Here is a 13,924-nt window from a genome sequence, read left to right as displayed (position 1 = left end):
GATCAAGCCTCGCGCCAGGTACTGCAAAGGTGCCGTGAGAGCCCGGCCCCGCGCCGCCGTCGTCCGTCTCTTCGCGGCGCATATGCCTTTTCGCGCCCCAAATACCCGGAGCGAAAAGGCATATGCGCAGCGCAGAAAAATATCCGCAGCCAAACCTGCCCAATGAAGTGCAAGCCCCGGAAATATAGTCAGCTTGCTTATTACTTTCAGCTTTCCTAGGCTGGAAAGCGTCAGGCAATCAACTCTCGAGGCGGGACCCCGCGCGCCAAAAACGCGCAACCGCAAGCATGAGGAGGAACAATGTCAGAGCACAGCATCGCAGGCAAGAAGGTGGCATTCCTGCTGACTGACGGAGTGGAGCAGGTGGAGCTCACCAGCCCCTGGCAGGCCGTGAAGGATGCCGGCGGCGAACCCACCCTCGTGGCGCCCAAGAGCGGCAAGCTGCAGGGTTACAACGGCACGGAGAAGGGCGACACCTTCGACGTCGACCTCACGGTGGCTGAAGCAAATGCCTCGGACTTTGACGCCCTGGTGCTCCCCGGCGGCGTCGTCAACGCGGACCACCTGCGCGTGGACAAGGATGCCCAGGGCTTCACGCGCAGCTTCTTTGAACAGCACAAGCCTGTGGCGTCGATCTGCCACGGACCCTGGCTGCTGATCGAGGCCGGAGTCATCAGGGGCCGCAATGTCACGTCCTACTTCACCCTGGAAACAGACCTGAAGAACGCCGGTGCCAACTGGACCGACCAGGAAGTGGTGGTGGACCAGGGCCTGGTGACCAGCCGCAACCCGGATGACCTCCCGGCCTTCAACGACAAGCTGGTGGAAGAGATCTCCGAAGGGGAGCACGCGGGCCAGACCGCCTGACCCCTAATGTTCCCTCAGGGTTGAAAAACCCGTATGGAGGAATTACTCCAGCGGGTAGAGTGTTTGCATCTGCAGCGGCGCCGGCCGTGCATCATTCACAAAAACCCTTGAGGGAACACCCATGTCTACCGAGACCTCGCCCAACTCCAGCGGTCAGTCCGTCCAAACGCCCGGACGGGAAGCCCAGACCGCCGCACCGGAGAAGATGTCCCGGGAGTCCGTGACCATCATCAGCACGTTGCTGGTGGCGACGTTCGTGGTGATCCTCAACGAGACCATCATGAACGTCGCCCTGCAGCGGCTCATGGTGGACCTTCGTGTGGACGCTCCCACGGTCCAGTGGCTGTCCACGGGGTTCATGCTCACCATGGCCGTCGTCATCCCCACCACGGGGTTCATCCTGCAGAGCCTGTCCACGCGCGCCGTCTTCATGCTTGCCATGGGCCTGTTCGCCGGCGGAACAGCGCTTGCCGCGGTGGCTCCAGGGTTCGAGGTCCTGCTGCTGGCGCGCATTGTCCAGGCGGGCGGCACCGCCATCATGCTGCCGCTGCTGATGACCACCATCCTCACCCTGGTCCCGCTGGCCAAGCGCGGCGCCGTCATGGGCAACGTCAGCATCGCCATTTCGGTGGCCCCGGCCATGGGTCCCACGGTCTCCGGCCTGATCCTGGAGCATTTCACTTGGCGCTTTATGTTCGTCTTCGTGCTGCCGGTGGCCCTCGCTGCGCTGGCCATTGGCGCGAAATACCTCACCAACGTGGGCGAGCCTGAAAAGGCACGGCTGGATGCATTGTCCGTCATCCTCACGGTCCCCGCATTTGGTGGCCTGGTCTACGGGCTGAGCCAGATCGGCGGCGGCCACGGCGGCCAGGCCGGTCCCAGTGCCGGGGCCGTTGCAGCCCTGGTTATCGGCGTCGCAGCCCTGACGGTTTTCGTCCTCCGCCAGGTCCGGCTCCAGAAGGCCGCCGCACCCTTGCTGGACCTGCGCGCCTTCAAGCTCCGGATGTTCACCGTCTCGGTCCTGCTGATGGTGGTGGCCATGATGGCCCTGTTCGGCGGCGTCATCCTGCTGCCGCTCTACCTCCAGGAAGTCCGGGGCCTGGGTTCGCTCGAGACCGGCCTTGCACTGCTTCCCGGCGGCCTTGCCATGGGCCTGCTGGGCCCGGTCATCGGCCGTGCCTTCGACAAGGTGGGTCCGCTGCCCCTCACCATCACCGGATCCATCCTGATGGTGGTGGCCCTCTGGCAGTTTTCAATGCTCGACGCCGGCACCCCGGTGTGGTGGATCGTCACCTTGCATGTGGGGCTGAGTTTCGGCCTGGCGCTGCTGTTCACGCCCGCCTTCACCACCGGCCTGAACCCGCTCCCGCCCCACCTCTACTCGCACGGGTCAGCGATCATGAGCACCACCCAGCAGGTGGCCGGCGCCGCGGGAACGGCGCTCCTGGTGTCCATCTTCGCTGTGGTGAGCGCCGCCTCGGGACTCGTCGCCGGGATGAGCGCTGCTTTCCTGACGGCTACCGTCATAGCCCTTGCCGCCGTCGTACTTTCCGCGATGATGCGCAAGACCGAAGGTGCGGGCGCGGGCCACGGCGCGCACTGACCCAACTGGGTAGCACTAAGTGTCGTTTTGAAGCATCAAAACGACACTTAGTGCTACTTACTTGGGGGGTCAGCCGGCGAAGAACTCGCTCAGTTCCTTGATCAGCCTGTCCGGGGCCTTGATGGCGCCGTCGTGGCCGAGGCCGGGCAGGATGGTGTAGCTGGAGCCGGAAAGCACGTCGTGGATCTGGCCGCAGGCGATGCCGAAGTAGGCGGGGCTCTTTTCGCCCACCACAATCAGCGTCTCCAGGGGAAGCGCCTGGAACGGCTCGGCCGGCATGTCGGCGGCAATGATGGCTTTGATTTCGCGGACGCCGGTGCGCATCAGCTCGCGCTGTTGCTTGCCTTCGGTGGTTCCGGCGGTCAGTTTGTTGGCGAGGGTCAGCATGGACAGCGGCATGCGCGATGAGAAGGAACCGCCGGCTTCAAGGCCGCGCTGGATCACGGCGAGGGCGCGGTCATGGTCTCCGGCGGCGATGGCGCGTTCATACTCCGCGATCCAGTCGGCCGTGACGCTGCCGTTCACGGAGACGGCGGGGTCGTAGACGGCGAGCCGTTCCACCGGCAGGGTCCGGGCGGCGTGCAGGGCAACGGCGCCGCCGAAGCTGTGCCCAAAGACGTCGGTGCTGGAGGTGTGCTTCATGACGGTGTCCAGGTCGCGGATGTCCACGTCCAGCGTGTAATCCTCGGGCTGCGGGGACGAGGATCCGCGCCCGCGTCGGTTGAAGGTGTGCACCGGGCGGCCCAGGGCGGCGCTCAATTTCTGGGCGAACTTGGTGTAATCCGCAGCCGTCACCATGGAAGGCGGCACAACCACCACGCCCGAGCCCGCAGAAGCAAGGTCAGCGCCGGTGGAGAAGAGCTCCACAGTGCCGCCGTCGGGGGTCCTGATGTTCTCTCGCGTCATGCTCCGAGCCTAGCCGAGCAAGCCGGGTGGGGCATCCCGGCGGCCGGCGGCACGCAGGGTCACGCCAGGCGGTTGATGAGGTCCCGGCTCGACGTGCGGATGGCCGGCAACAGGTCCCCGAGTCCGCAGAGGATCAGCCCGGCGTCCGCGGCCTGCATGGCGGAGTCGGTACCGGCGGCGCCGTCCGCGCGAAGGTAGATCAGGGATTCGACCAGCCGGAAGGTGAAGTCGCCGCCGTCCGGGCCGCCCGCGGAGGCTGACAGCCCTGCGCCCAGTTCCCCGTACAGCCGCCTGAGCTCCTGGCGGTGGCTGTGGAACCGGGCAAAGCGGTCGCTCCTGACCTCGGGAAGGTGGTACAGCACGCCAAGGTTCCACCGCGCGCTGCACAGCTGGGTGCCGTCGTAAAGCGCGACGGCGTGAAGGCGGCTCCCAGCCGGACTCTCGGTTTCCGGGGCATCGGCGGGCAGCGCGGCCACAGCACGTGCGAACGTCAGGCCGCCGGACACCGTCCCCTCGAGCAGGTCCTCGAGGATATCGTCCTTGGTCTTGAAGTGGTGGTACAGGGACGACTGCCGGATGCCCACCGCGTCCGCGATGGACCGCGTGGACGTGCTGGCGAAGCCCTGGGTGGTGAACAGCTCCGCCGCGGCGTCGAGGATTTCATCGCGGGCGGTGGCACCGGGCCGCGATGACTGCTGGTGGCGGGGGCGGCCCGGTCCGGCGGAAGTCACGGCCCCATTCTTGCACTGACGGGTGCGCCGGAAATCACCGCCGGGCATTGTGAGGGGACGGAAATCTGCCCGAAACAAGATGTCTATCCGCCTTTTACAGAGGTGAAACTGTTTGGGGACATCCCGCTGGAAAACTATCAAGTGACCGGTAATCAGCAGCCTTCGGCCGAGCGCTGCAATGCCGGGAGGCTTCGCCCCCAAGATCCCTTTCCAGTTCCGGAGATTCCAGATGACATCCACCGTTCTCCCCACCGTCCACCAGGATGATGCAGACCTGACGTCCCTTGGCTACCAGCCCACCCTCCACCGCAAGCTCGGCCGCTACGCTTCCTTTGCCGCGGGCTTCTCGTTCGTTTCCATCCTCACCACCATCTTCCAGCTCTTCGCGTTCGGCTACTCGTTCGCCGGGCCGGCGTTCTTCTGGACCTGGCCGGTGGTCCTGGTGGGCCAGCTGCTGGTGGCCCTGAACTTCGCCGAACTCGCCGCCCGCTACCCCCTCTCCGGTGCGGTGTACCAGTGGGCGCGGCGCGTCGGCGGGGAAGGCGTGGGCTGGTTCGCCGGCTGGTTCATGGCCATCGCCCAGGTGGTCACAGCGGCTGCGGCCGCCATCGCCCTGCAGGTGGTCCTGCCCCAGCTCTGGGACGGGTTCCAGGTGGTGGGCGGCGACCCCGCGCTCAACACGGTGACCGGTGCTTCCAACGCCGTGGTCCTGGGCGCCGTCCTCCTGGTGGCCACCACCATCATCAACTCCCTGGGCGTGAAACTGATGGCCCACGTCAACTCCGTCGGAGTCACCTGCGAGATCGTGGGCGTCGCGGCCGTCATCCTGGCCCTCATCAGTGCCGCCCAGCGCGGGCCGGAGGTGGTTGCGGACACCAGCGTGCTGCAGGGATCGGAACTGGGCGCCGTGGGAGCCTTCCTGGTCTCGGGGCTGATGGCCGCGTACGTCATGGTGGGCTTCAACTCCGCCGGCGAACTGTCCGAGGAAACCAAGGATCCGCGCCGCACCGCACCCCGGACCATCCTTTCCGCCCTGCTCATCTCCGGCGTCGGCGGCGCGCTGATGATCATCACCGCCCTGATGGCGGCACCGAGCCTCGACGACGGCCGCCTCGCGACCGAGGGCCTGCCGTACGTCCTCACCGCGGTCCTGGGCACCTTTTGGGGCAAGGTCCTGCTGGTGGATGTGGCCATTGCCATCTTCGTCTGCACCCTGGCGATCCAGACTGCCGGTTCCCGCCTGGTCTTCTCCATGGCCCGCGACGGCAAGCTCCCGGCGTCGGCCCTGCTCTCCTCCGTCCACCCCACCCGCGGCACGCCCATGTGGCCCTCCATCGTGATTGGCGCCCTTGCAGTTGCGGTGCTGGCCATCAACGTGGGCAACGCCGCCCTGTTCACCACCCTGTGCAGCGTCTGCATCGTGATGGTCTACCTCGCCTACCTCCTGGTCACCGTCCCGCAGCTGCTCAACCGCCTCCGCGGCGACTGGGACCGGGTGGGCCAAACCATGCCGGCAGGCCTCTTCTCCCTGGGCCGCTGGGGCCTTCCCGTCAACATCCTCGCCGTCCTCTACGGCGGCGTCATGGTGGTCAACCTGGCGTGGCCCCGGCCCGAGGTGTACGACCCCTCGGGAGAAAACAGCCTCCTGCTCTGGTCCGCGCCCCTGATGGTCACCGCCGTGCTGCTCCTGGGCCTCTGGGTCCGGAGCCGGAACCTGGCAGCCAAGGCCTGACACCCCTTTCCCTCATCTTTTCGACACAACCCAGGACTGACATGACACAGACCATCGAAACGCCAATCACAGGCACCGCCACCACGGCCGGCGCCCGGGCCCACGCCAGGGAACAGCACGGCAAAACCGCGGAGACCATGCGCCACGTGCCGGCAGCTTCCGCCCCGGCCCGCCTTCTGGCCGGAATGCCCGACGGCGCGTCCCCCACCTGGGCCGAATCCCTCGCCTTTGGCCGCTACACCACCATGTCCCTGGCCCGCGGCACCCGGATCCGGCTCACCGACACCGCCGGTGACGCCTGCGTGCACACCCTCCTGTACCGCGCCGGCGCCGGCCACGAACGCCTCAACGTGGCCGACACCGTCAAGGTCCCATGGCAGGCCTACCCCGCCACGGGCCACCCGCTGCTGTCCGACGCCGGGCGCCTGATGGCAACCATCGTCGCGGACACCTCCTCCCGGCACGACGCGCTGGCCGGCGCCACCACCCTCGCCGGCAACACCGCCAAGTACGGCGCCGGAACCGTCCACAGCGCATCTCCGGCCGCACGCGAACTGCTCACCCTGGGCGCCCTCAAGAACGGCCTGGGCACCCGGGACGTGGCACCGTCGCTCTCCTTCTTCAAGGGCATCACCGTGGACCCGGCCGGAAGCATCACCTTCACCGGCAGCGCCGGGCCGGGTGCCGCCGTCGAACTCCTGCTCCAGATGGGACGCGGTACTGGTCCTGGCGAACACCGCCCACCCGCTGGACCCGCGCGCTGACTTCACCGGGACGGCCGTCGACATCCTCGCCTGGCACGCGCCGCAGGACCTCGCCGCACTCGAAGCCGGCAGCCTGGCCGGACCATTGGCCCCGGAACACCTGCAGGCCCTCCGCAACACCGAACACGACCTCGCCGCAAGGAACGCCCGATGAACACTGCCATTGACACCAAACCCATCCCGGACGCCGCCGACACTGCCCTCGCTTCCGGCGCCGTGGTCCTTGACGAATTCGTTGAAGCCCGCGGCCCCTGGTCCGCAGTGGTGGCAGCCGGCGACGTGCTGACCATCGTGGACCTGGAAGGCAACCAGGCGGTGGACTGCCTGCTCTACGCCGCGGCCGACACCGCCGACCGCTACTCGGCGGCGGCCACCATCGCCGCACAGCAGTCAATCGTCCTCACCACCGGTTCGGTCCTCCGGGCAGACACCGGCGCGCCGCTGATGACCGTGGTGGCCGACGAGGTGGGCTTGCACGACACCATCGGCGGCGCCTGCTCCCAGGAATCCAACACCCTCCGCTACGGCCAGCACACCCGCGAACAGCACGCCTGCGTGGAGAACTTCCTGATCGAAGGCTCCCGCTGGGGCCTGGGCAAGCGGGACCTGGTGTCCAACATCAACTGGTTCATGAACGTCCCGGTGGACCCGGACGGCGCCCTGGGAATCGTTGACGGCCTATCCGCCCCCGGAAAGCGCGTGGCGCTGAAGGCGGAGGTGGACACGCTGGTGCTCGTCTCCAACTGCCCGCAGATCAACAACCCATGCAACGGCTTCAACCCCACCCCCGTCCGCATGATCGTCACCCGGCCGGAGGCTGCCAAGTGAACAGCAGGAACGTGAACACCTTCGACACCCTTCTGATCGCCAACCGCGGTGAGATCGCCTGCCGCATCATCGAATCCGCCCGCAAGCTGGGACTCCGGACCGTGGCCGTCTTCTCCGAGGCGGACCGCGGCGCCAAGCACGTCCGCCTCGCCGACGAAGCCGTGCTGCTGGGCCCGGCTCCCGCCAAGGAGTCCTACCTCCGGGTGGACGCGATCCTTGCCGCCGCCAAGGAAACCGGCGCCGGCGCCATCCACCCGGGCTACGGTTTCCTCTCCGAGGACGCCGCCTTCGCCGAGGCCGTGGAGGCAGCCGGACTGGTGTTCGTGGGGCCCACCGCCGAGCAGTTGCGCATCTTCGGCACCAAGCACACAGCGCGCGACGCCGCCCGCGCGGCCGGGGTGCCCATGATCGCCGGTTCCGGGCTGCTTGAGGACGTGGACGCCGCCGTCGCGGCCTCCGCCACGATCGGCTTCCCGCTGATGCTCAAGGCCACCGGCGGGGGCGGCGGAATCGGCATGACGGTGTGCCGTTCCGAGGCCGAACTCGTGGAAAGCTTCCCCCGCGTGGCCCGCCTGGCCGGCGCCAGCTTCGGCACAGCAGGGGTTTTCGCCGAGCGCTACGTGGAGAACGCCCGGCACGTCGAGGTACAAATCTTCGGCGACGGCGAAGGCCGGGTGGTCAGCCTGGGCGACCGGGACTGCTCCCTGCAGCGCCGCCACCAGAAAGTCCTCGAGGAAGCACCCGCCCCGGACCTGCCGGCAGAGCTGCGGGAGGAACTGCACCGCAGCTCGCGCGCCCTCTGCGCGTCCCTTAACTACCGCTCCGCCGGCACCGTGGAGTTCGTCTATGACTCCGCCCGCAAGGAGGCCTCCTTCCTGGAAGTCAACGCCCGGCTCCAGGTGGAGCATCCGGTCACCGAGGCCGTGACCGGCGTGGACCTGGTGGAATGGATGCTCCGCCTGGCCCAGGGCGGCAGCGAAGCCCGGGCAGTCCTGGCAGACGTTCCGGACGCATTGCCGGTGGCCGGGCACGCCGTGGAAGCCCGCGTCTACGCCGAAGACCCGGCCAGGGGTTTCCAGCCCAGCGCCGGCACCGTCACCAACGCGGAATTTCCCGCCACCAATGGTGTCCGGGTGGACGCCTGGGTGGAAACCGGCACCGAGGTGTCCACCAACTACGATCCGCTCCTGGGGAAGGTCATCACCTCCGGGGCGACCCGGGGCGAGGCCTTCGACCGGCTGGCCGCTGCCCTGCAAAACACCCGGATCGACGGGATCGAGACCAATTTGGGCATGCTTCGCGCCGTGAGCGGCATGGACGTGGTCCGCGCGGTCCAGCACTCCACCAGCACCCTGGACAACGTGGGGGACCCTGAGCCGCGCATCACGGTGGGCCGCCCCGGCCTGCAGACCAGTGTGCAGGACTGGCCGGGCCGCATCGGCCTCTGGCAGATCGGTGTCCCGCCGAGCGGCCCCATGGACGACCTCTCCTTCCGGCCTGGCAACACCGCCCTTGGCAACCCCGAAGGCGCGCCGGGGCTCGAGTTCACCATGACCGGACCCAGCCTGACTTTCACGCACGCCACCACGGTTTGCGTCACCGGCGCGAAAGTCACGGTGACAGTTGACGGAACAGAGGTGCCCGCCTGGACCCCAGTGACTGTCCCGGCAGGGGGAACGCTCGACGTGGGCACGGCCTCCGGCAAGGGCCTGCGCGGCTACATCCTGTTCCAGGGCGGCCTGGACATCCCCAAGTACCTGGGCAGCGCCTCCACCTTCACGCTTGGCCAATTCGGCGGCCACGCAGGACGGGTCCTCCGCGCGGGCGACGTGCTGCGCGCTGTGAAGCAGGCCCCAGGGCAGGAAGCGCGCACGGCAGCTGTCCCCCTCGACAGCCGTCCCGCCCTTACCTCCACCTGGGAACTGGCCGTCGCTGAAGGCCCGCACGGTGCCCCGGAGTTTTTCCAGCGTGAGGATATCGAGGAGCTGTACAGCTCGGAGTACGAGGTCCACTTCAACTCCGCCCGCACCGGCGTGCGCCTCATCGGCCCCAAACCGCGCTGGGCACGGACCGACGGCGGCGAAGCAGGCCTGCACCCCTCCAACATCCACGACACCGCCTACTCGGTGGGTGCCCTGGACTTCACCGGCGACACCCCCATCCTGCTCGGCCCGGACGGACCCAGCCTGGGCGGCTTCGTTTGCCCCGTCACCGTGGTGACGGCCGAGCGCTGGAAGCTCGGCCAGCTGCGCCCGGGGGACAAGGTCCGGTTCGTGCCCATCAAAGCCGGCCAGGCGCCGTCGGCCAAGGACCTTGGACCCGGCCGCCAGCTGGTGCTCCCGGGTGACGCTGATTGGTCGTCAAGCCCGTCCGTGGCAGCCACGGCGACCAGCCGCACGGCACGCGGCGATGGCGACGACGGCGTGCTGGGCCGGGTGCCGGAAGGTTCCGGCCGGCCCGCGGTCACCTACCGCCGCTCCGGCGACGACAACCTGCTGGTGGAATACGGCGAGATGGTGCTGGACCTGGGCCTGCGTGCCCGTGTCCACGCCCTGCACCAGCAGATCGAAGCGCTCCGGGTGCCCGGCGTCGTGGACCTGACTCCGGGCATCCGGTCGCTGCAGATCAAGGTGGACCCGCCCGTCCTGTCCACTACCCGTCTGCTGGACCTGGTCCAGGAAATCGAAGCCGCGTTGCCAGCGAGCTCCGAACTGGTGGTTCCCAGCCGCAGCGTCCGGCTGCCGCTGTCCTGGGATGATCCGGCCACCCGCGAGGCCATCGAGCGGTACATGGCCGGTGTCCGTGACGACGCCCCCTGGTGCCCCTGGAACATCGAGTTCATCCGCCGGATCAACGGCCTGGACTCGGTCAACGACGTCTTCGATACCGTCTTCAATGCGGAGTACCTGGTGCTGGGCCTGGGCGACGTGTACCTGGGCGCGCCGGTGGCCACCCCGCTGGACCCGCGGCACCGCCTGGTCACCACCAAGTACAACCCGGCCCGCACGTGGACGCCGGAGAACGCGGTGGGTATCGGCGGCGCGTACATGTGCATCTACGGCATGGAAGGCCCCGGTGGCTACCAGTTCGTTGGCCGCACCACCCAGGTGTGGTCGCGCTACGCCGATTCCGCCCCGTTCGAACCCGGGTCGCCGTGGCTGCTGCGCTTCTTCGACCGGATTTCCTGGTACCCGGTCAGTCCGGAAGAGCTCCTGGACCTGCGCGCCGACATGGCCGCCCGCCGTGGCCGCGGCGTCGAGATCGAGGAAGGCACCTTCTCGCTTGCCGAGCACGAAAAGTTCCTGGCCGAGAACAGCCGGTCCATCGAGGCGTTCCGGGAAAAGCAGGGAGCCGCCTTCGCCGTCGAGCGGCAGGCATGGGCCGACGCCGGCGAGTTCGACCGTGCGGAGGCGCTCGCCGCCGTCGTCACTCCCGTGATGGACGACGTGGAGGTCCCGGAAGACGGCTCGCTCGTTTCGGCGCCCTTCGCCGCGAGTGTTTGGAAGGTGGACGTGGCGGCCGGGGACCGGGTGGTGAAAGGCCAGCCGCTGGTATCGCTGGAGGCAATGAAGATGGAAACGGTCCTGGAGGCTCCGTGCGATGGCGTGGTGCTCCGCGTCCTGCCGGCGGCCGGGGGCCAGGTAGTGGCGGGCGAGGCAGTGGTGGTGCTTGGCGCAGCCGAACCTGCAGGGGTGGAAGAGCTGGAACTGGAAGAGGCAGCAGTATGAGCACGGCAATCGGCAGTGCCACCCGGCGTGCCAAAGCAGCACTGGCGGCGTTGGAAACAGTGGACCGGCCGGAAATCTGGATCACGCTCCGCAGCGGGGAGGACCTCCTGGCCGAGGCAGCTTCGATCGACGCCGCCGCTGCGGCCGGAACGGACCTTCCGCTGGCCGGGCTGCTGCTGGCCGTCAAGAACAACGTTGACGTGGCAGGCATCCCCACCACGGCCGCGTGCCCGGGCTTTGCCTACACACCGGACAAGGATGCCGAAGCGGTGGCCCGGCTCCGCGCCGCGGGCGCCCTGGTCCTGGGCGCCACCAACCTGGACCAGTTCGCCACCGGACTCGTGGGGACGCGCAGCCCCTACGGCGCCGTCCGCGACTCGCGCCGGCCCGAGTACATCTCCGGTGGATCCAGTTCCGGCTCCGCGGTGGCCGTGGCACTGGGACTGGTGGACATCGCGATCGGTACGGACACGGCAGGCTCCGGCCGCGTTCCGGCCGGGCTGCAGGGCATCGTGGGCATCAAGGCAACGCTGGACGTCGTCTCCACAGCAGCGGTGGTGCCGGCCTGCAGGTCCTGGGACGCCGTCACCATCTTTGCCCGGCACCTGTCCACCGCCGAGCTCGCCATGGGCGTCATGGCAGGCAACTCCCGGGAGTGGCCGGCAGACGTCCGTTTGGCTGCGCCGTCAAAGCCGCGCGTGGCCTATCCCGCAACCCTGCCGGCACTACCTGACGCCTGGGCAGCCGAATTCCACCGCAACGTGGACCGGCTTCAGTCCCTGGGTGTGGAGGTGGAAGCCATTGAATTCGATGCCTTCCTCGAAGCCGCCCGGCTGCTGTACGACGGCGGGCTGGTAGCCGAACGCCACGCCGCCGTGGGTGGTTTCCTGAAAACGTACGACGGCGGCGCGGACCGCCAGGCGGGCATCGACCCCACAGTGGAACGCATCATCCGCGCGGCGGGCACAGTGCCCGCGCACCGGTACGTCAACGACACCGCCAAGCTGGAAGCACTTAAGCAGAAGGCCATGGCACAGCTCGAAGGTTTCGACGCCCTGCTGATCCCCACCACGCCGTTCCACCCCACCCTTGCCGAGGTGGCTGCGGACCCGGTGGGGGTGAATTCGCTGATGGGCACCTACACCAACTTCTGCAACCTGTTCGATCTCTGCGCCGTGGCAGTGCCGGCCGGCGAAGTGGACGGCGCCCAGTTCGGGCTGACGGTGGTGGGCCGGACCTTCGATGATGCCGTGGCGGCGGATATCGCCCGCCGTCTGGAGGCAACCCCGGACGCTCCCGCCCTCTTCGCTCCCGGCGCGGCAGCCGAGGTTGACCTCGCCGGTGCCCAGCCGTCGTCGTCCGTGCCCTGGCCGCTGGCAGCCGGTGCAACGGCCGTGCCGCTGGTGGTGGTGGGTGCGCACCGAAAGGGCCAGCCGCTGGCGTCGCAGCTCGAGGTCCTCGGCGCCGCCTGGGTTGGCCCGGTCCGGACCGCGGCCCGCTACCGCATGGTGGCGCTGGACACCGTGCCGCCCAAGCCAGGCGTGTACCGGTCCGAGGACGGCGCGGAATTGGTGGGGGAGAAGTGGCTGCTGTCCCCGGCGGCCCTGGGGACGTTCCTGGCGTCCCTCCCCGAACCCATGCTGCTGGGATCCGTGCGGCTGGCGGACGGTTCCACCGCCGTCGGGTTCGCCTGTGATGCCGTTGCCGCCGCGGATGGTGAGGACATCACCGCCTGGGGTGACTGGCTGGCGGACCGGAGCGTGGAGCCGAAGCCCCGGACGGTGTGGCGGGACCTGGGGGAGGCTGCCCTCGCAGGGTTCAGCCGCGGGGAGCGCGGATAGCGTCAGCTGCGTCCGGGCGGGACTCCCCGTCCGGACGTTCTTCCGTGAAGTAGGCCGAGATGTCCGCCACCAGTTCCTTGACCGCTGCCGGGATGGAGCCGTGGAAGCACTTGGGGGAGAGCAGGTAGGTGCTGCCCGGAACTGCCTGGTGCAGCCGCTGGGCTGTTTCCTTGTAGTAAGCAGGACTCTTGCCGCCGGCCATGAAATGGGTGTTTGCAGGCAGCACGCTGAAGTCCCGGGCATGGTCCTTCTCGTCGTAGGCCGCGCGCAGTTCGCCCACCCCGCTGGGCATGACCTGGCGGAACATTTTGTTGATCCTGGTCCTGGACAACACGGCCATCAGGCCGGCCAGGACGGGTTCGGGGATCCTGGCCATGGTTGAGCCCGGGCTGGTGGCCTTCTTCATATGCGCCAGCGCGTGGCCCACCCTGCCCTGGTTCACGGCATCCTCGAACCCGTCCAGCCAGGCGGTGTCGATGCTGCCGTCGATGTTCACCGCCGCGTCATACACCGCCAGCTTGTCCGGGACAAAGGCGGTTCCGGTGAACTCCTGCACCGCATTCAGGGCCACCGCTCCGCCAAGGCTGTGGCCCAAAATGTTCCGGGCGCCGGTGGCTTTGAGAACAGTCCGGACATCCTCGATTTCGGTGGCCATGGAGTAGTCCGCCGGTTGTTCGGACGAGTTTCCCCGGCCCCGGCGGTCATAGACGTCCACCGCCCAGCCGTCCCCCAGGCCCTTCGCCAGGGCAATCGAGAACGGGCGGTAGATCAACGCCGTCAGGAACGCGCCGCCGATCAGCAGCACCCGCCGGTCGCCGGGCGCCTCTTCGGTGCCGTAACTGTACAAAGCCAGCCTGCCGCCGTCGTGCGTTGGAAGTACGCGTTCTTTCACCAGCCCATCGTAGGGTGCACACCTGCGCGGTG

General features: G+C 68.2%; 10 protein-coding genes. 7 read left to right on the top strand and 3 right to left on the bottom strand.

Annotated features, from left to right (window positions below; all coding sequences use genetic code 11):
* Positions 1 to 300: 300 nt before the first annotated feature.
* A complete protein-coding gene (locus tag QFZ60_RS19325; RefSeq protein WP_307092580.1) occupies positions 301 to 867 on the top strand; it encodes a type 1 glutamine amidotransferase domain-containing protein in 567 nt (188 codons plus the stop codon).
* 121 nt (positions 868 to 988) lie between these two features.
* Entirely contained in the window at positions 989 to 2,470 is a 1,482-nt protein-coding gene (locus QFZ60_RS19320) for a DHA2 family efflux MFS transporter permease subunit (RefSeq protein ID WP_307092579.1), read from the top strand.
* Between the two features lie 69 nt (positions 2,471 to 2,539).
* Here the strand turns inward: QFZ60_RS19320 and QFZ60_RS19315 are convergent, their stop codons facing one another.
* Positions 2,540 to 3,376, bottom strand: coding sequence for an alpha/beta fold hydrolase (locus QFZ60_RS19315; protein ID WP_307092578.1), 837 nt, complete (start codon positions 3,374 to 3,376; stop codon positions 2,540 to 2,542).
* 59 nt (positions 3,377 to 3,435) lie between these two features.
* Positions 3,436 to 4,107: a TetR/AcrR family transcriptional regulator gene (locus tag QFZ60_RS19310; RefSeq protein ID WP_307092577.1), complete on the bottom strand. Its 672-nt coding sequence runs from the start codon at positions 4,105 to 4,107 to the stop codon at positions 3,436 to 3,438.
* Positions 4,108 to 4,336: 229 nt separating this feature from the next.
* On the opposite strand from QFZ60_RS19310, the gene QFZ60_RS19305 reads away from it, so the two are divergent.
* From QFZ60_RS19305 to atzF, 5 genes are all read left to right on the top strand, one after another.
* Positions 4,337 to 5,839: an amino acid permease gene (locus QFZ60_RS19305; RefSeq protein WP_307092576.1), complete on the top strand. Its 1,503-nt coding sequence runs from the start codon at positions 4,337 to 4,339 to the stop codon at positions 5,837 to 5,839.
* 41 nt (positions 5,840 to 5,880) lie between these two features.
* The gene (locus tag QFZ60_RS19300) at positions 5,881 to 6,603 is read left to right on the top strand and encodes an urea amidolyase associated protein UAAP1 (RefSeq protein ID WP_307092575.1); all 723 of its coding nucleotides are present in this window, start codon (positions 5,881 to 5,883) and stop codon (positions 6,601 to 6,603) included.
* 150 nt (positions 6,604 to 6,753) lie between these two features.
* Positions 6,754 to 7,431 carry an urea amidolyase associated protein UAAP2 gene (locus QFZ60_RS19295; protein ID WP_307092573.1) on the top strand — a complete coding sequence of 226 codons (678 nt, stop codon included), beginning with the start codon at positions 6,754 to 6,756 and terminating at the stop codon, positions 7,429 to 7,431.
* Between the two features lie 11 nt (positions 7,432 to 7,442).
* Entirely contained in the window at positions 7,443 to 11,159 is a 3,717-nt protein-coding gene (gene uca, locus QFZ60_RS19290) for an urea carboxylase (protein WP_307093393.1), read from the top strand.
* On the top strand, positions 11,156 to 13,000 hold the full coding sequence (atzF, locus tag QFZ60_RS19285; protein WP_307092571.1) for an allophanate hydrolase: 1,845 nt from the start codon (positions 11,156 to 11,158) through the stop codon (positions 12,998 to 13,000). Before uca ends, atzF begins: the two co-directional genes overlap by 4 nt.
* Here the strand turns inward: atzF and QFZ60_RS19280 are convergent.
* Complete coding sequence (locus tag QFZ60_RS19280) at positions 12,978 to 13,892, bottom strand: alpha/beta fold hydrolase (RefSeq protein ID WP_307092570.1); 915 nt, start codon at positions 13,890 to 13,892, stop codon at positions 12,978 to 12,980. The two genes, atzF and QFZ60_RS19280, sit on opposite strands and share 23 nt — an antisense overlap.
* Positions 13,893 to 13,924: the final 32 nt, after the last annotated feature.

This window comes from Arthrobacter sp. B2I5, from assembly GCF_030816735.1.
Taxonomy (GTDB): Bacteria; Actinomycetota; Actinomycetes; order Actinomycetales; family Micrococcaceae; genus Arthrobacter.
Note: the sequence above shows the minus strand (reverse complement) of the source record. Positions and strands in the feature narration are given on the sequence as shown.

Excerpts from the sequence above, each read along its gene's own strand:
- QFZ60_RS19315 (WP_307092578.1), bottom strand. The coding sequence starts at position 3,376 with ATGACGCGAGAGAACATCAGGACCCCCGACGGCGGCACTGTGGAGCTC.
- QFZ60_RS19300 (WP_307092575.1), top strand. The coding sequence starts at position 5,881 with ATGACACAGACCATCGAAACGCCAATCACAGGCACCGCCACCACGGCC.
- QFZ60_RS19320 (WP_307092579.1), top strand. The coding sequence starts at position 989 with ATGTCTACCGAGACCTCGCCCAACTCCAGCGGTCAGTCCGTCCAAACG.
- QFZ60_RS19305 (WP_307092576.1), top strand. The coding sequence starts at position 4,337 with ATGACATCCACCGTTCTCCCCACCGTCCACCAGGATGATGCAGACCTG.
- atzF (WP_307092571.1), top strand. The coding sequence starts at position 11,156 with ATGAGCACGGCAATCGGCAGTGCCACCCGGCGTGCCAAAGCAGCACTG.
- QFZ60_RS19295 (WP_307092573.1), top strand. The coding sequence starts at position 6,754 with ATGAACACTGCCATTGACACCAAACCCATCCCGGACGCCGCCGACACT.
- QFZ60_RS19325 (WP_307092580.1), top strand. The coding sequence starts at position 301 with ATGTCAGAGCACAGCATCGCAGGCAAGAAGGTGGCATTCCTGCTGACT.